The following is an 18202-nucleotide window of genomic DNA, read 5'->3' as shown; positions in this document are numbered from 1 at the left end:
CCGTCGCCTGGCGGCAACGGCACGCGACGCGGCAGCTTATGCCCGGGCAGCAAAGGGCAGAGATGACAAGCACGACCGGGGCCGAGAGCCTTCGCGCCATCGCAGGGGACTACGACGCATTTTTCCTCGACCAGTTCGGCGTCGTCCATGACGGCAGCAGCGCGTATCCGGGCGCGGCCGAGGCAGTCGCGGCCCTGGCGGATCTCGGCAAGCCGGTGGTCTTCGTCACCAATTCCGGCCGTCCGGCAGCGTTCAACGAAGCACGGCTGGCGCGGCTCGGCGTGCCGCGCGAGACCTATCTCGCCTGCGTGACCTCCGGGGATGTCGCGATCCAGCTCTGCGAGGACGGCGTGTTTCCGCTGCCGGAGGATCGGCGGATACGGTGCCTGACGATCTCCAGCCTCGACGACTACAATCTCTCCGACCGGCTCGGCTGCGTGCGGACCGAGAGCGGCAAGGACGCCGACCTCCTGGTGATCGCCGGCAGCCAAGCCGACACGATCCCGATGTCGGATTATGAAGCGATGATGCGGCCCGCCGCCGAGCGCGGCGTCGCCTGTATCTGCACCAACCCCGACCGGCACATGCTGACGCCTTCGGGCCTGGTGCCGTCTGCCGGCGCGATTGCCGACCTTTATGCCGAGCTCGGCGGACCGGTAACCTTCGTCGGCAAGCCGCATCCGGAGATCTACGAAGCCGCCTTTGCGCTCATACCGGGCGTCGAGAAGCGGCGCATCCTCTGCGTCGGCGACAGTATCGACCACGACATCGCCGGCGCCGCCGCTTTCGGCGCCGCCGCGGCGCTGGTGCGCACCGGAATCCTCGCCGATGTCGACAGGGCGGAGATCGACGGGCGCCTGGCGTCTGCCGGGGTGACGGTCGATCACATCCTGCCGGCGCTGCGGTGGTGAAGCTTTCGGTCTAGGCCACCGCCCGCGAGCGCGGCACCGCGCGAAGATGGCCGCCGGTCTTGCCGCCCGGCAGCGCCGCGATCCGGTCCGCCACGTCCAGCAGCCTGGCCCTGTCGATGCCGGTGCGGATGGCGCCTTCGGCAAAGGCAAAGTCGAGATCCTCGGTGGCGGTGTTGCCGGTGGCGCCCGGCGCGAAGGGACAGCCGCCGAGCCCGGCGGCGGCGCCCTCGATGACGCGTACGCCCGCCTCGTAGGCAAAGAGTGCATTGGCGACGCCCATGCCGAACGTGTCGTGGCCGTGGAACGCCCAGGAGGTTTCGGGCGACTCTGCCATCACTGTTGCAAAGCGCCTGCGTACGGTCAGCGGATCGGCCCGACCAGTCGTGTCGCACAGAGCGAATTCCGCGGTCGGCGCGATGGCAAGCGCCTCCGCGAAGACGCGGGCGACGTCGTCCATCGGCACGGTGCCGGTGAACGGGCAGTCGAAGCTGGTGCCGAGATCCACCCTGAGGCGCAGTCCCGTCGTGCCCGCTGTCGCGGCGACGATCGCCCGCAGCTGATCGAGCGACTGCGCCACCGTCTGGCGGACATTGTTGAGATTATGCGCTTCGGAGACCGAGACGACGAAGACGATGTCCGGATAGCCGTGCTGCAGGGCGAGCTCGGCGCCCCGCGCATTGGGAACCAGCACGGCAAGCCGCGCGGCGGTGCGGCCGCGAAAATGCGCCGCGATGTCGGCCATGTCGGCCATTTGCGGGATCGCTTTCGGGCTCACGAAGGAGCCGAGCTCCATCCGAGTGATGCCGGCGTCGAGCAGCCCCTCGATGATCGCGATCTTCTCCGCCGTCGGCAGCTTCTCGGCGATCGACTGGAAGCCGTCGCGCGGCGCGACCTCGACGATCTCAACGGACGGGCTCGTTCCGATCTCAGACATGGTCGGCTCCCCCGACTCCCACCGGCTGTTCCCGGAACATGTTCAGGACGAACTGCAGTCCGAGGGTCCCGAAGCCGATGGGCAGCATTGCATATGGGATCCACATCGGCGTGCCGAACGCGCTCGACACGCGCTCGCCATAGCTCCACGCGTCGTGCGCCATCAGATAGCCGCGCCAGGTCAGGATGCCGCAGAAGGCGGCGCCCGTCAGGCCGACAATGACCGCCAGAACCCGCCGGGCGCCATCACCCAGGCCCTCGGTGAGAAAGGTGATGCCGATATGCTCGCCGCGCCGCTCCACGTCGGCGGCCGTCATGATCGCCACGTAGACGAGCAGGAAGCCGTTGACCTCGAGGCTCCAGGACGTCGGCGACGCGAAGGCGTAGCGCATCGTCGCGTCGTAGGTGATCGTCAGAACCATCGAGGCGAGGACGACCTGCCCGATGATCTGCAGAAACCGCGAGAACTGGTCGACGATCCGGATCGGTACGGCGAGCATCGTTCTGCCTCCTAAGCGTCCTGGCCCATTGCGAGGGCGATCGCGCGTTCGCCGACCTCGGCACCGACCTCGTTGATCCAGCTGGTACGGACATTGGCGCTGACCTCGGCGAAGCGGGCCAGTTCCTCCTCGGTGGGGTCAATCACCTCGATGCCCTGCTCGACGAAGGCCGGCCAGTACTGCTTCTCGAAATAGTCGACATTGGCGGCGCGCGCGCTGTTCTCGTCGAACCACTCGGCGCCGGCGATGAAGGCGTTGCGGACCGGCTCGTCGAGCGCTTCCCAGCGATCGGTCTGGACGAAGATGCCGATCGAGAAGGCGGTCACCGGCAGACGGTAGACGTGCTTAGCCTGCTCCTGGATGCTGCGGCCGTTGATCGTCGAGATGTTCGCGACCGCCGCGTCGATCGTGCCGCGCTGCAAAGCGAGATAGAGCTCCGAGGACGGGATCCGGACGGCGCCGCCGCCGAAATCCTCGACCGCCTTGGTGGCCTCGAAGGAGACGACGCGGATACGCTTGCCGTTAATGTCCTCGAGGCTCCGCACTGGGGAGGCATCGGTGCTCCAGATATACTCCGGCTCGAGCAGCCCGCCGCCGAGCGACAGCACCGTCAGGCCGTTCTTCTTCAGCTCCTCCTCGACCAGCTGGAACAGCGGCGTGCCGCGCTTCATACGGTCGGGATTCTCGAACAGCGGGCCGACGACGCCCGGCAGGCCGGTGATGCCGAGGATCGGCAGCGACCGGGTGATGTAGGAGGTGGTGTGGAACATGAAGTCGATATTGCCGGAGCGCAGCGCCGGCAGCTGCTCGTCGGCCGACAGGAGCCGGCCAGAATCGTAGAAGTCGATCGCCACGACGTCGGCATGGTTCTCGTTGACGAAGTCGACGAAGCCCTGCGAGCCGTAGGCGAGGTCGGCGTAGGACGGGGGCAGGTATGTGACGCCGGTAAGTGTCTCCTGCGCCGCGGCCGAGCGCATCGAAAGGCCGAGGGCGGAGCCCGCCGCCAGGGCGCCCGTGGCGGTCAGAAAGGTGCGTCGGTCGATTGTCATGTTGGTTTCCTCCTCTTGATGGTTACCTGAGCAGATTGGGCAGCCAGAGCGTCAGCGCCGGGAACAGCACGAAGATCATCAGCATCACGAACTGCACCCCGACAAAGGGCACGACGCTGCGGATGATCTCCTCGATCTTCAGCACCGGCGCGACCGCCCGCAGCGTGTAGAGATTGAGGCCGACCGGCGGGGTGATCACCGCGATCTCGAGATTCATCACCAGGATGATGCCGAACCAGAGCGGGTCGTAGCCGAGCGCGGTGATCAGCGGCAAAAGGATCGGCGTCGTCACCACGATGAGCGATACCGCGTCGACCAGCATGCCGAGCCCGACCAGCACCAGCATGATCAGCAAGAGGATCAGCTCGGGCGGCAGGTCGGTCCCGACCAGCAGGCCGGAGATCGCGTCGGGAACCCGCACCAGGTTGAGATAGTCGCCGAAGATCCTCGCGCAGCCCATGATCAGCAGGATGGCGCCAGAGATCCGTACGCTCGATCCCAGAACCTTGAGCAGGCCCTTGCCGTCGACGCTGCGGAAGATCACCGCGGCGATGATGAAGGCGCCAAGGGCGCCGAAGGCTGCCGCCTCGCTGGGCGTGGCGAAGCCGGAATAGATCGTGCCCAGCACGACGGCGATCAGGATCAGGGCGTGCCATATGCCGCCCAGTGCGCGAAGCCGGTCGCCCCAGCTGTAGTCGACGACGGCCTGTGCCGGCGCCTCCTCCGGATTGAGCAGCACGCGAATGTAGATGTAGACGCACAGCGCGAAGGCCAGAGCGAGGCCCGGCACGATGCCGCCGATGAAGAGATCGGCCACGGAGACGTTGGACACCGCGCCGTAGATGATCAGCGGCACGCTCGGCGGGATCAGCATCGCCAGGGCGCCGGAGCTGACCACGCTGCCGGCCGCCAGCGTGCGGCTGTAGCCGCGCTGCAGCATCTCGGGGATCGCGATGGAGCCAACGGCGGCAACGCCCGCGATCGACACGCCGCTGACCGCGCCGAAGACGGTCGAGGCGCCGACCGTGGCGATGGCAAGGCCGCCACGGAGCCATTGCAGCCAGACCACCGCCGCATGGAACAGGTTCTTGCCGACGGGGGTGGCCGCCAGCAGATTTCCCATCAGCACGAAGAGCGGCAGGGCCAGCAGTTCGAAGCTGTTGAGCTGGCCGAACAGCGAGGTCGGGCCGAAGAAGAACGCCATCGAGCCGCGGGCCATGTAGAGCCCGGTCAGTCCCGCGGCGCCGAGCGCCAGGAAGATCGGGGCGCCGACGGCGATCAGCGCGAGAAGGATGACGACGACGATGATCGGCTCGATCATCGCACTGTCTCTCGCCGGATCGTCGCGCGGCCGGCCGCGCGAGGCAGGCCGCGGGGGCTCGGTGCCGATATGCTGCGCCGCTTGTCGCCTTGCCTGCTCACGTTCGTCCTCCCGAATTCGCTAACCGTGCCGCGTGTCGCTGCCCGTCAGATGATGCCCTCGTCACGAAGCCGGGCGATCCGGCCATCGTCATAGTCGAGCCATTCCCGCAGCACCGCATCGGTATGCTCGCCGAGCAGCGGACCGGTATGACGAACCTCCCCGGGCGAAGCCGAAAGGCGCGGAAAGACGTTCTGCATGGCGGTCGGGCCGAGCCGCGCGTCCTCGACGCGAACGATCGACTCGCGCGCCTGGAAATGCGGGTCGTTCAACATGTCGCGGGCACGGTAGGTCAGGCCGGCCGGCACGCCGGCGGCGGCGAGCGCCTCGACCAGCCATGCTGCCGTCCTGGTCGCCGTCCATTCCCCCACGATCCGATCGATCTCGGCCTGGTTGCGGCCGCGCGCCTGGTGGTTGGCGAAGCGTTCGTCGTCGGCCAGTTCCGGCTGCTCCATCAGCGCCGCCAGCCGCCGGAAAAGGCTGTCCTGATTGGCGCCGATGATGATCATGTCGCCATCGGCGGTCGGATAGGCGTTGGACGGCGCGATGCCCGGCAGGAAGCTGCCGGACCGTTCGCGCACATGGCCACCACGGTCGTATTCGGTCACGACGCTTTCCATCACCGACAGCACCGCCTCGTAGATCGAGGCGTCGACCATCTGGCCTTCGCCGGTGCTGTGGCGGTGCTGGAGCGCAAGCAGCGCACCCTGGAAACCGCTTTGGCCGGCCAGCGTGTCGCCGATCGACAGCCCGACGCGCACCGGCGGCCGGTCCGGATAGCCGCCGAGATAGCGCAGCCCGCCCATCGCCTCGCAGACCGCCGCGAAGCCGGCCCGCTCGGCATAGGGGCCCGTCTGTCCGAACCCGGTGACGCGGACCATGATCAGACGGGGATTGATCGCCCGCAGATCCTCGTAGCCGAGGCCCCATTCCTCCATGCGGCCAACGCGGAAATTCTCGACGATGATGTCGGTACCGGCGACGAGTTCGCGCACGATCGCCTGGGCCGCCGGCTTGCGCAGATCGAGGGTCAGGGACTTCTTGTTGCGAGCGATGACCGGCCACCACAGCGGATTGCCCTCGGCATCGGTGCGACCCCACTGACGCATGGAGTCGCCACCCCGCGGGGGCTCGATCTTCACGACCTCGGCCCCGAAATCGGCAAGCAGCTGGCCGCAGAACGGGCCGGCGATGAGCTGGCCCATTTCAAGCACGCGGATGCCTTCGAGTGGCCTCATGCCGGCTCATCCTCCCCGAAGACGCGACAGCGCGCCCTCGCCTAATATGTCGCGCCCTCCCGGCGCGGACGATCCGACTGGTATCGCCAAGATCAGGCTAGACGCATTGTATCCAATTTGTCAAACTGACAGCAGCTGAGGGCCACCGAACGACGGTATATTGCAGTGCAATGTATCCAATGCGGGCAAGAAGGCTGGGGGATGCATGGCGGACCGGCGTCGGAACGCGAAGGAACGGACCGTGGACCGCGTCTATGACAGCGTGCGCGAGGCCATTCTCGACGGCAGTCACTCGGGCGAGGCACGGCTGACGGAGGAAATGCTGGCGGAGCGCTATGGCGTCAGCCGAACCCCGGTCCGCGCGGCCCTGCAGAAGCTGGAGAGCGACGGGTTCGTCGACATGATCCCGCGGGTCGGGGCGGTGGTGAAACGCCGGACGCTGGCGGAGGTGGCCGAGATCTACGAGGTCCGGTCGCTGCTCGAAAGCCACGCGGCCGGGCTCGCCGCGACGCGGCGGCGCGAGGAGGATGTCGACACGCTGAGACGGCTCCAGGACGAGATGGACCGCGTTGCCGGCAATGGCGACGTCGAGGGCCTGTCGACCCTAAACCGCGACTTCCACACCGTCATCCTGGAAGCCAGCGGCAATCGCACGCTGGCAGGCTCGACGACGCGGCTGATGGAGATAGGCTTTCTCGTCCATACCTACGGGAATCTCGGCCGACAGGATGTGGCGCGCAGCTTCACCGAGCACCGAAACCTGATCGAGGCGATCGGCTCGCGGGACGTCGAATGGGCGACGACGATCATGCGTGGCCATCTTCTCGGCACCCGCAACGCGCTCACGCAGATCATGAGCGAGAAGCGGGCCGGGGCAGCCGGTACGTGACGAAGCCTTGCCCTGCACCGACCGGTGGTCGGACGGCGCAGGGATGGGTCAGTTCTGCCGCTCGAAGGTTGTGGCGGCGACGACGGTGGAATCGCCCGTATGGGAATAAACGACGTCCATCGTGTTCTCGTCCGAAAGGACGCCATCGATAAGGCCGTCCGTATCCCGTGCGACGATCGATTTGCCGTCGAAGCCGATGACGCCTATGAAGGTTTCATTGCTCGTCGCCGAGGTGAAGGTGCCCCAGAAACGGCGCCCGTCCTGGCCTTCGACCGCCATCGTGAATTCCATTTCGCTGAGGCGCGGCCCGGCTTCGCCGTCCTCATGATGCGCCGCGCTGCCGAGCAACACGGTCTCGCTGGTGCCGACCCAATTACCCTTGAGATCCGGCAGCGCGGCGGCGTCTTGCGCCGAAGCCATGCCGAGAGGCGATGCGACGGCGAGCGTCACAACCATGGCGGCTAGCAAATTCTTCATGCTGGTCTCCTCTGGCGAATGACTGGCAGTCGCTCGTCGCCGTCGCCCGGCGGAGAAGTGCGACGCCAGCTTAATCACCTGCCGTAACGGGAGTCCAGTTCACGTCCGGCCGGAAATGGGTGATCCGCCGGCTCCAGCAGATGGGAGTCGGGCGCGCTCGCGCCGTCGTGCCAGCCGTTATCAGCCTCACGGTCAGGAGCTGCCCAGCAGACAGCAAACCTACTGGCCGAGTTGCACGCTCCACGCGAAGTCGCGGCTTTCGCCCGGCGCCAGCACCAGGATGCCAGGCTTGTCGGCAAAGTCGCCGTTCCACCCGACCGGGCTCGCCATGGAATACCACGGCTCGATGCACAGGAACGGCGCACCGCCCGGCTTCGACCAGATGCCGAGATCCTTGTACCCGTCCCATGCAACCGTCAGCGCCCGTACGACGCTGCCGTCCTCGGCCCTGGCGAGGAAGCGGACGCTGCGGCTGGCGACATCCGGCATCACCAGCGCATCCCGTTCGAACAGTGCCTCGGTCAGGGGCAGCGTCCGGCCATCGAAGGGAAGCGGCTTCGCCTCCCCCAGCAGGCCGCCCTCGACGGAAAGCGCGATGCCGGATTCGGCGGCATCGAACTCGATCACATGATCAGTCTTGCCGATGCCATCGGCGAGCGGCCAGCGAAATCCCGGATGCGCGCCGACGCCGCACGGCAGCGGCGCATCCCCCGGATTGGCCACGCGGCTCGTCACCGTCAGCATGTCCCCGGTGATCGCGAAGGTCACATCGAGCAGGAACGGGAAGGGGAACATCGTCCGTGTCTCGGCATCGTCCACCAGACGCAACACCACGCGGTCCGCCGCGCGCTCGATCCACGCGAAGCGGCGGTCGCGGGCAAAGCCGTGCTGGCCGAGCGGATACTCCCGCCCCTGATGGCGCAGGGCATCCCCCGCGAGCTTCCCGACAATCGGGAACAGCACCGGGGCGTGGCGCGGCCATTCCGGCCCCGCCTGCCACAGCAACTCCTCGCCGGCAGCGTCGCGAAGGCTGACGAGCTCGGCGCCATGGTCGCTGATCACGGCGCTGATGCCCTCCGCCGAGATCCCGTGCCGTTCAGTCATCGTCTCCGCCCCCTGCTCCCGGCGGGTTTTGAATTGGGGTGCCCCTGAAGGCCAGCCCCGGCCGAATTTCGTTCGGCAGGCGGGAGGTGTCGCGGCATATCGGGAGACGTCGCTGCCCGTCAAGGATCGGCGGCGGCGCCCGGGCTGCGGGCGTCGGCCCGTGGCCTGCCCCCGCGATCAGCGGCCTGCAGGTCCGGCCAGGCGCCGCGGCGGTCAGGGCTCCGGGTGCAGGAAGCGGTGGATCGCCTGGATGACGACGGAGCCCTCCCCGACCGCGGACGCCACGCGCTTGACCGAGCCCGACCGCACGTCGCCGACGGCATAGATGCCGGTCTGGCTGGTGGCGAAGGGCGAGGCCAGCGGGCTGCCGCCGTCATCGGTACCGGTCGCGACAAATCCCTTGTCATCGAGCGCCAGGCAGCCGTTCAGCCATTCGGTGTTGGGCGCGGCGCCGATCATGACGAAGATGCTGCGGACGGCGATGCGCGTGGTCTCCCCCGTGCGCTTGTCGACGAACGTCGCGGCTTCGAGCGACGTGTCGCCGTCCAGCCCGGTCAATTCCGACTGCGTATGGACGGTGATCTTGGCCGAGCCCTCGATGCGGCGGATCAGATAGTCGGACATCGTCGCCGAGAGGCGGCTGCGAACCAGCATGTGGACGTGCCGGCATGTGCGCGACAGGAACATCGCGGCCTGCCCGGCGGAATTGCCGCCGCCGACGACGATCACTTCCTCGTTGCTGCACAGCTGCGCCTCCATGGCGGTGGCCGCATACTGGATGCCCTGTCCCTCGAATTCGGCGTAGCGCTCGAGGTCGAGCTTGCCGTAGCGCGCGCCGGTGGCGACGACGACGGCCCGCGCCTGCAGCGTCTGGCCATCCTCCAGCGTCAGGCGGTAGGGATCGGTGCAGCAGTCGAGGCCGGCGACATCGCGCGAGATGGCGAGCCGCGCGCCGAACTTCTGCGCCTGGATCTGCGCGCGCCCTGCCAGGGCCTCGCCCGATATGCCGGTCGGAAAGCCGAGATAGTTCTCGATCTTCGACGAGGTGCCCGCCTGCCCCCCCGGCGCGACGCCTTCGAGCACGACCGTTTCCAGCCCTTCGGATGCCCCATAGACGGCGGCGGCCAGCCCCGCGGGCCCGGCACCGACCACAGCGACATCGTAGACATGCGCGGGATCCAGCGGCTCGCTCAGGCCGAGTTGGTCGGCAAGCTCGGTCTTGCTCGGATTGCGCAACACGGTCTTGTCCGGCGTGATGACGGCCGGCAGGTCTTCCGGTGACAGATGCAGTTCCGCCATCAGCGTCGCCGCATCCTCCTCCCGGTCGAGAACGGTGTTCGGGTAGGCGTTGCGGATCAGGAAGCGCTGGATGCGCAGCAGCCCACTGCTCTGCCGCGCGCCGATCAGCATCACGCCGCCCTCGGCGTGGCGGATGAAGCCCACCCGTCGCAGGATATAGGCGCGCATGATGATCTCGCCGATATCGGGCTCGCCGGTGATCAGCCGGCGGAAGTCGGCATTCGCGACCCGCACGACCTCCGTTCCGGCCTTTGCCCGGCCCGACAGGAGGATGGTCCGGTTGTTGAAGAGATTCTGCTCGCCGGTGAACTGCCCGTGACGGTAGGTGTAGAGAACCCTCCCATCCGATCCCGCGTGCTCCGCCACGATCTCGATCATCCCCGACAGCACCAGGAAGAAGTCGATGTTGCGCTGCCCGCGGGTGAACAGCATCGTATCTTCGCCGATCGATTCCACCCTGCCGTAGCCTTCCACCCGCTCGATCATCTCCTCGGGGAGATGCGGAAAGGTCTGGCTCTCGCGCAGCCAGGGATCGGTGGGGTCGACGGTCTCTACCGGGCTCATCCTTGCTCTCCAGCTGCATCGATCGGCTTTATGCTTCCTGAAGCCGTCGTCATCTGCAATGATCAAGATCAGCCGGTGGCAACCGCTCATTCCTGGATCTTTGCGTGCTGCGACGACCGAAGTGTCCGGCGTCGCCGCCTTGTCCGGGGCAACGAGCGGGATCAGCGGCCGGGTTCTCGACCAGCCTGCGGCCGGTAACGCCGATAGACCTGGTGACTTCAGCGGATCAGCGCAGGGATCATGATGGACGACGACGCGACTTACGAGGAGATCGAGGCGCGCATCAGCGCGGTCCGCGACAATATCCGGGATCTGATCGAGCAGGCCTCGGCGGCGTCGGGCGAGGCCGCCGAGCAGCGGATCGCCGACCGGCTGAGCGACCAGGAGGCATTGCTGGAGCGTCTGCTCAAGGAGCGTGACGCTGCACGCGAACGATCCGCGCGTTCCTGACGCGCGAGAGGCGGGCGGCAACGCCGCGGCCGTCCAAGGCGGGCGCCCCTCGCCGCAACAGCTGCCCGAGGACCGAAATCCGCGCCGGGCCGATGACTAATGTCGGCGCCGGCAGCCACGGCAGGCGGGCCGATTGCAGTGGCGCCGTCCGCTATCGGGCCGCGTCAAGCAGCGGCAACTCGTCGATCGACGTCACCGCCGGATCGCCGACGAGGCCGAACACCTCCATTTCCTCGCCGAAGCCGCGCAGCGGAAACGAGCCGATGCTTTCGAAGGCCGAGGGGTTGTTCGCCACGTCGGCGAAGGCCTTCGACAGCAGCACCGGCCGCCTGACCGTCTTGGTCAGGTTCTCGAGGCGGGCCGCGGCGTTGACCGCCGGCCCGATGACCGTGAAGTCCAGCCGCCCGCGCGAGCCGATATTGCCGTACATCACCTCGCCGACATGGATGCCGACGCCGTAGCGCAGCACCGCGCGACCGTTGCGGTGGTGGTCGGCATTGAGGATCCGCATCGATTCCCGCGCCTCGCTGACAGCCTGGATCAGGTCGTCGCAGGCCGTCGGCCGGTCCAGCGGAAAGACCGCCAGCAGCCCGTCGCCGACGAATTTGAGGATCTCGCCGCCGCGCCGCTCGACCGGCTCGCACACGGCGTCGAAATACTCGTTCAGCAGATCAATGACGTCGTCGCGGGGCCAGAGCTCGGAAATGCCGGTGAAGTCGCGCAGGTCGCAGACCATGATGGCCGCCGAGACGCTCCGACCGCTGCCTCGCGTGATGGCACCGGCCAGGATCTCGTCGCTGGCGTGCGGCCCGACATAGGTCTCCAGCAGGGTGCGCGCGAGACGGTTCTTCAGCCGGATCTCGCTGACCAGCGAGAAGGCCGGCAGGAGATCCTGCAGGAAGGCGACATCCTCGTCCGACAGCCCGCCCGGCACGTCGGTGGCGAAGGTGATAACGTGGCGGCGCCCGAGCGTATGCTCCAGCGGCCAGGCGACGTAGTCGGTCAGGCCTTCGGCCCGCAACTGCGCGAACAGCGAGTACTCGCCGGCCTCGGGCGGCAAGGTGAGCTGGCGCCGGACCTCCGGCGCTCCGCCATGTACCTCGGCGACCGGGCTGTCGAGATATTCGGGGCTCTCCATCGCCCCGTGCTCGTAGGTCTGGATCTCGGCTTCCGCCAGGCCGTTGCGCCAGAGGATCCGCGCGCCCAGCCATTGCGGATGCTGGATCCGGAACTGCAGCGTGGCGCGCACGATCGGGATTCCCGCGGCCCGCAACTGGTCGCAGAGCTGGTGGAAGATCCTGTCCGCGAAGCGTTCGTCGCGGGTGCCGCTCATCAGCCAGTCGAGAATCCGCGTCCGGTGGAGCGGCCACTGGCCGGGTTCGCGCAGTGAAGGTGCCATGCGTTCCGTGTCCATTACCGCTTCACCTCGTCATCCGGCATGATTGCGACCTGTACCCGACGCGCCATGGGCGCCGCCGCGGCAGCTTGCAGCTGCTCGCGGCACGCATGAACGGCTTGCATCATGATGCAGGAACGAATCGAGCGATATCATGGACCGGCGATGCCGGTAATCCACACGACGGTATACGGTGTGGGCGTGAACTGGAGACTTCGGCGTTCTTGTCCCCGCCGCTGATCGGCGTATCTGCGGGGCACCGCAAGCCAGGAGACTTTTCGATGCGTGCCATCGGCTACCACAAATCACTCCCGATCACCGACGAGAGCGCACTGCTCGATCTCGACCTGCCGCGTCCCGATCCCGGCCCGCACGACCTGCTCGTCGCGGTCCGTGCGGTCTCGGTCAATCCCGTCGACACCAAGGTGCGAATGCGGGCGCAGCCGGAAGCGGGACAGGCGAAGGTGCTCGGCTGGGACGCAGCCGGCGTCGTCGAGGCGGTCGGCTCGGCGGTGACGCTGTTCCACCCGGGAGACGCCGTCTACTACGCCGGCGCCCTGCAGCGGCCAGGCACGAACGCGGAGTATCATCTCGTCGACGAGCGGATCGTCGGCAGGAAGCCGGCCTCGCTCAACGACGCGGAAGCCGCGGCCCTGCCGTTGACGGCACTGACTGCCTGGGAAGCGCTGTTCGACCGGCTCGACGTCGCCCGCAAGGTGACCGGTGCGGCCCCCGCGATCCTGATCGTCGGCGGCGCCGGCGGCGTCGGCTCGATCGCCACCCAGCTGGCGCGAACGCAGACAGACCTCACCGTCATTGCGACGGCCTCCCGCCCCGAGACGCGCGAATGGTGCCTCTCGCTCGGCGCCCATCACGTCATCGACCACAGCAAACCGCTAGCAGCCGAGGTGGCGGCGCTCGACATCGGCAACCCGGCCTTCGTCTTCTCGACGACCCAGACCGACCGGCATCTCGCCGAGATCGCCCAGCTGATCGCGCCGCAAGGCCGGTTCGCCCTGATCGACGATCCGCAGTCGCTCGACGTGTCGCTGCTCAAGCAGAAGAGCGTCTCGCTGCACTGGGAGCTCATGTTCACCCGCTCGATGTTCGAGACCGAGGACATGGCGCGCCAGGGCGAAATCCTCAACGAGACCGCCCGCCTCGTCGACGCCGGGGTGCTGCGCACGACGCTCGCAGAGCGGCTGTCGCCGATCAACGCGGCCAATCTGCGCGAGGCGCACCGGCTGATCGAGAGCGGCCGCGCCAAGGGCAAGATCGTGCTCGAGGGTTGGGCATAGCGGCAGGACAGCCTGCTTCGAGCGAGCGCGGCGGCCAAAAGCCGTCGCGCGGCCGGCGACCGCCCGCTGCTCAGGCGGTGTTGGCGGCCGGCTCGGCGGCAGCGTTGCGCCGGCGCACCACCTCCCCGGCCGCAGCGGCGTTCTCGTCCTCGCTTCCTCCCGACACCTGCACGGTGGAAACGGCGATCTTGATGCCGTTCTCGGCGAAGGCCTTCTTGATCATCAAGAGCGCCTTGCGCTTGATGACGAACTGCTCGCCCGGCTTGGTCATCATCTTCATGCGCAGCACCACCGCGTAATCGCCGAAACTGTCGACGCCCTGCATCTTCAGTGGCTCGATGATGCTCGGGGCGAACTCCGGGTCCTCGGCGAGTTCCAGACCGATCTTCTTGATGATTTTACGGGCGAGGTCGATGTCGGAATCGTAGGTGACGTTGATCACCATCTTGTCGATCACCCAGTCGCGGCTCATGTTCTGGATCGCGCCCAGATCGCCGAAGGGCACGGTGTAGACCGGGCCGCGATGGTGCCGAAGCCGGACCGAGCGCAGGCTGAACGACTCCACCTTTCCCTTGTAGTTGCCGCTCTGGATGTATTCGCCGACGCGGAACGCGTCATCGAGCATGTAGAAGACGCCGCCGAGGAAATCCTTGACGATGGTCTGCGACCCCAGCCCGATCGCGACGCCGAAAATGCCGGCGCCAGCGACAAGCGGCCCTATCGCGATGCCCATTCCCGACAGGATCGTCAGGATGGCAACCACCAGGATGAAGGTCGCGAGCGTGTTGCGGAAGATCGGCAGCAGCGTGCGCACCCGCGCCCGATGCACGGTCGCTTCCGGATCGTCGTCATCCTCGTTCGCGGCGGCGTCGAGCTTGCGGGCGATGAACACCTTCGCCAGGTTCCAGAGGAGATCGGCGACGAGCAGGATGATGATGCCGTGCAGCAGGCCGATCGCCAGGCGCTGCAACACGTCGTTGGGGGCCGACATGATCGGGCTGAAGCGCCAGACCGAGGCCAGCCAGCCGACGGCCAGGGCAATGACCAGAGCCCTTATTCCCCGCACGATCAGGACGTTGGTCAGCGCCTGCGACAGCGTCGCCTCGCCCCGCCGCGCCGCCACCGTCTGGGCGGCACGGCCGGCATGGGCGATGAGCCGGGGCAGGACCAGCGCATAGATGCCGATCCACATCGCGCCGAACATGCCGACGGCCCACAGCAGCCAGAGGCCGACCAGATAGAGCGTCAGGAGCCAGTTCCGGCTCACGGTGCCATGAGGATCGGCGTCCGGCCGACGCCAGACGCTCTCGATCGCGATGCCCAGCAGGCCGAGACCCGACGCGAGCGCCGCCAGCCTGACCACGTCGGTGGTAAAGCCGAGCGCCGGCATGATGCTCAACGTCGCCCAGACCAGAAGGCCGTAGCCGGCGCCCAGGATCAGGCGGCGCTGCCAGAAGCCGGCGGAAGCGCTGCTCACCGGCAGGATGCGCGGCGATCGGCGCACGGTCGGGCTCTGGCCGGAACCTTGGTCGAGGTCCGGCGCCAGCAGCACGCGCGCCGCAACGATCACGACGCGGATCAGGACGACTGCGACGAGGTAGGTCAGCACCATCTTGCGCAGCAGCGGCGGCCAATGCAGCGCCAGGAAGAGGCCGGTGCTGGCGGCGGCGAAGACGGCGAGCGGGACGAATTGCGGCACGATCCCGGTGGGCTGCATGTGCGGATCGCGGCTCGCCCCGCCGGCCGGCGATGCACGCGATCGGACGAGGCGCGCGACGATGCGTTCCGCCGCGTAGCCGAAGCCCAGCAGGAGCGCCAGGATAGCGATCCCCCTGCCGGGATTGCCGGCGTTGACGTCGCTTGCCACAATCGCGGCGGCTCGTTCGAATTCCGCGGGGATGCGCGGGACTGCAGCGATCAAATCGGCGAGGCGGACCCGGTAGAGCGCCTCCCACTCGCCGATGACGGTGGCGATCGAGTCGTCCTGAGGAACTGCGGCCGGGGCAGCCCGCGTCTCGAGCCAGCTGCGAACCTCCGGATCGTCCAGAAGCTTCAGCAGCTGGTCGACCTTCGGCGGCTCCGTTGCAACCGTCGCGGCCGGCGGTGGCGCAGCCGTGGTTGCCGGTTGTGCCGCGGCTGCCGTCGTTCCGGCGAATACCCAAAGCGAGACCAGCAGAACGGCCCAGCGGCACCCGCCTTGCATGATCCGAGTCAGGACCGTCACTCCCGTTGCCTTGGCAACCAATCAAGGCAGACAAGGTACGGCCACGTCCGACGCGCGGCAAGGCGTTTCACTGGCTCAGGCTTAACGAGGCGAGGCAGTGGTCATGCCGATCGTGGGTGACGGCAAACGTCCGGCGTTCCGCCTTGTCTTCGGTCAGGCGCGCTGGTGCCGCCAGGTGTATCTTCCTCGCACTGGCCAGCCCGGTGCCGCCTGTCTTCTATGGCTCACCCGGGCCTTCCGAATCCCATGGACATGCAATGATCGACGACGAACACGACGACCCCATCAAGCGCGGCAATCCAGCGCCGCGCCTCTCCACGCGTGCCGGGCCTCGCCCGGCGGCGTTCGACGTTTCCACTGCGGACGGTGCGTCGCTGAAGGCAGGGCGCAGCGGGGCTGGGCCCACCGTCGTGCTGGTCAGCGGGCTCGGCGGCACCGCCGGTTTCTGGACCCCGGTCGTCGCGGGTCTCTCCCAAGCCTACGAGGTGATCAGCTTCGACCAGCGCGGCATCGGCGCCTCGTCGCGCGGCTCGGCCACGACGACGATCGGGCAGCTGGCGGACGACGTCCTCGCCGTGCTCGATGCGGCCGACATCGAGAGCGCGATGATCGTCGGCCATTCGACCGGCGGCTGCATTGCGCAGACGCTGGCCGCCAAGGCGCCGGACCGCGTCCGCAAGCTCTGCCTGAGCGCCACCTGGCTGCGCCCCAGCCGCTACATGACGGCGCTGTTCGAGACGCGGCTGCGGCTGCTGGAGCAGGACCCCGTCGCCTACACGGCGACAGCCACGCTGATCTCCTTCGCGCCGGCCTGGCTGGAGGAGAACTGGTCGGCCTATGAGCGGGCCGTGGCGAAGGCGCCGAGGACAGAGGCCGAGCGCACGGTGGTGGCCGAGCGGATCGCCGCCTTGCTCGCCTTCGATGGAAGCGGAAGCCTGCCGGCGATCAGCATGCCCGTCTCGATCATCGGTGCCGAGGACGACATGATCGTCCCGGCCTTCCTGCAGCGGGCGCTGGCGGAAGCCCTGCCCGCCGCAACGCTCACCCTCTTGCCGCAGGGCGGGCACTTCTTTCCGGTCTCGCGGACCGAAGCCTTCTTGGCGCATCTTGCCGGCTGGGCGGGCGAGCCGCAGTGACCCTCAAGATGCGCTGACGGGTGTGAGCTGCGGCGGCCAGCGGCCAGCGGATCAACCCAGCGAAATCTCCCGGGTTCGTCGCTGACCCATGAAATGGATGAAACGGCTGTGCACCTCCTCGGCGTGCTCTCGCGCCAGCCGGTCGGCCGCTTCGACATCCCGGCGCTCGATCGCCTCGATGATCCGGTCGTGCGAGGCCGGCAGCTCCGGCGGCAGGTCGTCGTCATAGGACTGGTAGTAGAGCCGCAGCATACGCCGGCCCCCGACCAGCAGCCGCCGATAGGCGTCGTGCAGATAGGGATTGCGGGCCGCCTCGCTGATCGCCAGGTGGAAATCCATGTTGGTCTGGATCATGCCGAGCGCGTCCTTGGCCGGGACGGTGGCGCGGAAGCGCTCCTGTTCCCGCCGGATCCTTTCGAGGTTAGTGTCGGTACGCAGCTCCGCGGCAAGGCGGGTGACGGCCCTCTGCACAAGGTCGAGCGCGTCGATATACTGCGGGAACTCCTCGATGTTCATGCCGGCGACGACGGAGCCCTTGTTGGGCAGCGTGTCGACCAGCCCTTCGGCCTGCAGGTGCACCAGCGCCTCGCGGACGGGCGAGCGCGAGGCAGCGAAGCGTTCGGCGAGGCCCACCTCGTCGAGCAACTGGCCCGGGCGCAGGTGCAGCGACAGGATCTCGTCGCGCAGCCGGTCGCGGATCGTCAGCGCTCCGAATCCACGCCGGGGCGGCAGTTCGGTGCGATCACCGCTCCGGGAACGCTTGCTCGCCGTCATGTCTGCGACTGGTCCTGCCTGTCCCCGCACGGCTCCCTCGCCTCGGTCAGAATTGCGGCACCCAGCGGCGCGACTGCTCGCGCGCATCGTCGTAGCTGCCCTCGAAGATCGGCGAGGCCACCGTGGCGCGCACATGCAGGATGTCGTCGCCGACATTGCGGAAGCCGTGCCTTGCGCCGGCGGGGATGAGCACCGACTGGTTCGGCTCGACCGTCTGGCGATCCTCGCCGACCCAGATCTCGGCGCGGCCAGCCATCACCTCCAGCACTTCCTCGACGGCGTGATGGTGGGTCGGCGCGCCGAGCCCCGGCTCGCACCATTGCTCGAAGATGCAGATCTGGTGGGCATCGGTGATGGCCGAGATCCGCATCTGGGTCATGACGCCTTCCCGCCATTTCTCGACCGGCCCGTCTTTGTGGTCGCGGATCTGCATGCCGTTACCCCTTTCGTCTTTGCCGGACGCCGTGAGGCGCCTCGAGCGAGACGCTAGGGGGACGCACCGATCTTGTCGACAGAAAACATACACGGTTTACATGACGG

General features: G+C 67.7%; 17 protein-coding genes. 5 read left to right on the top strand and 12 right to left on the bottom strand.

Translation table 11 applies throughout. The features are described from left to right. The first annotated feature begins 62 nt into the window (after positions 1 to 62). A complete protein-coding gene (locus tag GGR03_RS10750; protein ID WP_183207799.1) occupies positions 63 to 911 on the top strand; it encodes a TIGR01459 family HAD-type hydrolase in 849 nt (282 codons plus the stop codon). Between the two features lie 10 nt (positions 912 to 921). Here the strand turns inward: GGR03_RS10750 and GGR03_RS10745 are convergent, their stop codons facing one another. From GGR03_RS10745 to GGR03_RS10725, 5 genes are all read right to left on the bottom strand, one after another. Continuing rightward, positions 922 to 1845: a hydroxymethylglutaryl-CoA lyase gene (locus tag GGR03_RS10745; RefSeq protein WP_183207797.1), complete on the bottom strand. Its 924-nt coding sequence runs from the start codon at positions 1843 to 1845 to the stop codon at positions 922 to 924. Next, positions 1838 to 2344 (bottom strand): TRAP transporter small permease, encoded by a 507-nt coding sequence (locus tag GGR03_RS10740; RefSeq protein WP_183207795.1) that lies wholly within the window; start codon positions 2342 to 2344, stop codon positions 1838 to 1840. Before GGR03_RS10740 ends, GGR03_RS10745 begins: the two co-directional genes overlap by 8 nt. 11 nt (positions 2345 to 2355) lie before the next feature. Then, positions 2356 to 3393, bottom strand: coding sequence for a TRAP transporter substrate-binding protein (locus GGR03_RS10735; RefSeq protein ID WP_183207793.1), 1038 nt, complete (start codon positions 3391 to 3393; stop codon positions 2356 to 2358). 22 nt (positions 3394 to 3415) lie between these two features. Continuing rightward, the gene (locus tag GGR03_RS10730) at positions 3416 to 4714 is read right to left on the bottom strand and encodes a TRAP transporter large permease (RefSeq protein WP_183207791.1); all 1299 of its coding nucleotides are present in this window, start codon (positions 4712 to 4714) and stop codon (positions 3416 to 3418) included. Positions 4715 to 4860: 146 nt separating this feature from the next. Beyond that, complete coding sequence (locus tag GGR03_RS10725) at positions 4861 to 6051, bottom strand: CaiB/BaiF CoA transferase family protein (RefSeq protein WP_183207789.1); 1191 nt, start codon at positions 6049 to 6051, stop codon at positions 4861 to 4863. A 241-nt stretch (positions 6052 to 6292) separates the two neighbouring features. Here GGR03_RS10725 and GGR03_RS10720 point away from each other — a divergent pair, with 241 nt between their 5' ends. After that, complete coding sequence (locus GGR03_RS10720; protein WP_252920192.1) at positions 6293 to 6940, top strand: FCD domain-containing protein; 648 nt, start codon at positions 6293 to 6295, stop codon at positions 6938 to 6940. A 48-nt stretch (positions 6941 to 6988) separates the two neighbouring features. Here GGR03_RS10720 and GGR03_RS10715 read toward each other — a convergent pair whose 3' ends face one another. From GGR03_RS10715 to GGR03_RS10705, 3 genes are all read right to left on the bottom strand, one after another. Next, positions 6989 to 7417: a hypothetical protein gene (locus GGR03_RS10715; protein ID WP_183207785.1), complete on the bottom strand. Its 429-nt coding sequence runs from the start codon at positions 7415 to 7417 to the stop codon at positions 6989 to 6991. A 219-nt stretch (positions 7418 to 7636) separates the two neighbouring features. Next, positions 7637 to 8644: an aldose 1-epimerase family protein gene (locus tag GGR03_RS10710; RefSeq protein ID WP_343058702.1), complete on the bottom strand. Its 1008-nt coding sequence runs from the start codon at positions 8642 to 8644 to the stop codon at positions 7637 to 7639. A 90-nt stretch (positions 8645 to 8734) separates the two neighbouring features. Further along, positions 8735 to 10384 (bottom strand): FAD-dependent oxidoreductase, encoded by a 1650-nt coding sequence (locus GGR03_RS10705; RefSeq protein WP_183207781.1) that lies wholly within the window; start codon positions 10382 to 10384, stop codon positions 8735 to 8737. A gap of 240 nt (positions 10385 to 10624) precedes the next feature. Between GGR03_RS10705 and GGR03_RS10700 the strand changes: the two genes are divergently transcribed. After that, positions 10625 to 10834 (top strand): hypothetical protein, encoded by a 210-nt coding sequence (locus GGR03_RS10700; RefSeq protein ID WP_425486705.1) that lies wholly within the window; start codon positions 10625 to 10627, stop codon positions 10832 to 10834. A gap of 151 nt (positions 10835 to 10985) precedes the next feature. Here GGR03_RS10700 and GGR03_RS10695 read toward each other — a convergent pair whose 3' ends face one another. Further along, a complete protein-coding gene (locus GGR03_RS10695) occupies positions 10986 to 12233 on the bottom strand; it encodes an adenylate/guanylate cyclase domain-containing protein (RefSeq protein WP_246367803.1) in 1248 nt (415 codons plus the stop codon). A gap of 278 nt (positions 12234 to 12511) precedes the next feature. On the opposite strand from GGR03_RS10695, the gene GGR03_RS10690 reads away from it, so the two are divergent. Continuing rightward, a complete protein-coding gene (locus tag GGR03_RS10690; RefSeq protein WP_183207777.1) occupies positions 12512 to 13528 on the top strand; it encodes a zinc-binding alcohol dehydrogenase family protein in 1017 nt (338 codons plus the stop codon). A 70-nt stretch (positions 13529 to 13598) separates the two neighbouring features. Here the strand turns inward: GGR03_RS10690 and GGR03_RS10685 are convergent, their stop codons facing one another. Next, positions 13599 to 15752: a mechanosensitive ion channel domain-containing protein gene (locus GGR03_RS10685; RefSeq protein WP_252920190.1), complete on the bottom strand. Its 2154-nt coding sequence runs from the start codon at positions 15750 to 15752 to the stop codon at positions 13599 to 13601. Positions 15753 to 16009: 257 nt separating this feature from the next. Between GGR03_RS10685 and GGR03_RS10680 the strand changes: the two genes are divergently transcribed. Then, on the top strand, positions 16010 to 16888 hold the full coding sequence (locus tag GGR03_RS10680; RefSeq protein ID WP_183207775.1) for an alpha/beta fold hydrolase: 879 nt from the start codon (positions 16010 to 16012) through the stop codon (positions 16886 to 16888). Positions 16889 to 16939: 51 nt separating this feature from the next. Here the strand turns inward: GGR03_RS10680 and GGR03_RS10675 are convergent, their stop codons facing one another. Both GGR03_RS10675 and GGR03_RS10670 read right to left on the bottom strand, forming a co-directional pair. Next, positions 16940 to 17662 carry a GntR family transcriptional regulator gene (locus tag GGR03_RS10675; RefSeq protein ID WP_183207773.1) on the bottom strand — a complete coding sequence of 241 codons (723 nt, stop codon included), beginning with the start codon at positions 17660 to 17662 and terminating at the stop codon, positions 16940 to 16942. Positions 17663 to 17708: 46 nt separating this feature from the next. Then, on the bottom strand, positions 17709 to 18095 hold the full coding sequence (locus GGR03_RS10670) for a cupin domain-containing protein (protein ID WP_183207771.1): 387 nt from the start codon (positions 18093 to 18095) through the stop codon (positions 17709 to 17711). Positions 18096 to 18202 lie beyond the last annotated feature (107 nt).

Source organism: Aurantimonas endophytica (genome assembly GCF_014196845.1).
Lineage (GTDB): Bacteria > Pseudomonadota > Alphaproteobacteria > Rhizobiales > Rhizobiaceae > Aurantimonas > Aurantimonas endophytica.
This window is presented reverse-complemented; position numbering and strand designations above follow the sequence as displayed.

Bases quoted from the DNA above. Each gene is read 5' to 3' on its own strand.
- GGR03_RS10750 (WP_183207799.1), top strand. From the start codon at position 63: ATGACAAGCACGACCGGGGCCGAGAGCCTTCGCGCCATCGCAGGGGAC.
- GGR03_RS10675 (WP_183207773.1), bottom strand. From the start codon at position 17,662: ATGACGGCGAGCAAGCGTTCCCGGAGCGGTGATCGCACCGAACTGCCG.
- GGR03_RS10670 (WP_183207771.1), bottom strand. From the start codon at position 18,095: ATGCAGATCCGCGACCACAAAGACGGGCCGGTCGAGAAATGGCGGGAA.
- GGR03_RS10690 (WP_183207777.1), top strand. From the start codon at position 12,512: ATGCGTGCCATCGGCTACCACAAATCACTCCCGATCACCGACGAGAGC.
- GGR03_RS10695 (WP_246367803.1), bottom strand. From the start codon at position 12,233: ATGGCACCTTCACTGCGCGAACCCGGCCAGTGGCCGCTCCACCGGACG.
- GGR03_RS10745 (WP_183207797.1), bottom strand. From the start codon at position 1,845: ATGTCTGAGATCGGAACGAGCCCGTCCGTTGAGATCGTCGAGGTCGCG.
- GGR03_RS10730 (WP_183207791.1), bottom strand. From the start codon at position 4,714: ATGATCGAGCCGATCATCGTCGTCGTCATCCTTCTCGCGCTGATCGCC.
- GGR03_RS10725 (WP_183207789.1), bottom strand. From the start codon at position 6,051: ATGAGGCCACTCGAAGGCATCCGCGTGCTTGAAATGGGCCAGCTCATC.
- GGR03_RS10705 (WP_183207781.1), bottom strand. From the start codon at position 10,384: ATGAGCCCGGTAGAGACCGTCGACCCCACCGATCCCTGGCTGCGCGAG.
- GGR03_RS10680 (WP_183207775.1), top strand. From the start codon at position 16,010: ATGATCGACGACGAACACGACGACCCCATCAAGCGCGGCAATCCAGCG.
- GGR03_RS10715 (WP_183207785.1), bottom strand. From the start codon at position 7,417: ATGAAGAATTTGCTAGCCGCCATGGTTGTGACGCTCGCCGTCGCATCG.
- GGR03_RS10735 (WP_183207793.1), bottom strand. From the start codon at position 3,393: ATGACAATCGACCGACGCACCTTTCTGACCGCCACGGGCGCCCTGGCG.
- GGR03_RS10740 (WP_183207795.1), bottom strand. From the start codon at position 2,344: ATGCTCGCCGTACCGATCCGGATCGTCGACCAGTTCTCGCGGTTTCTG.
- GGR03_RS10700 (WP_425486705.1), top strand. From the start codon at position 10,625: ATGATGGACGACGACGCGACTTACGAGGAGATCGAGGCGCGCATCAGC.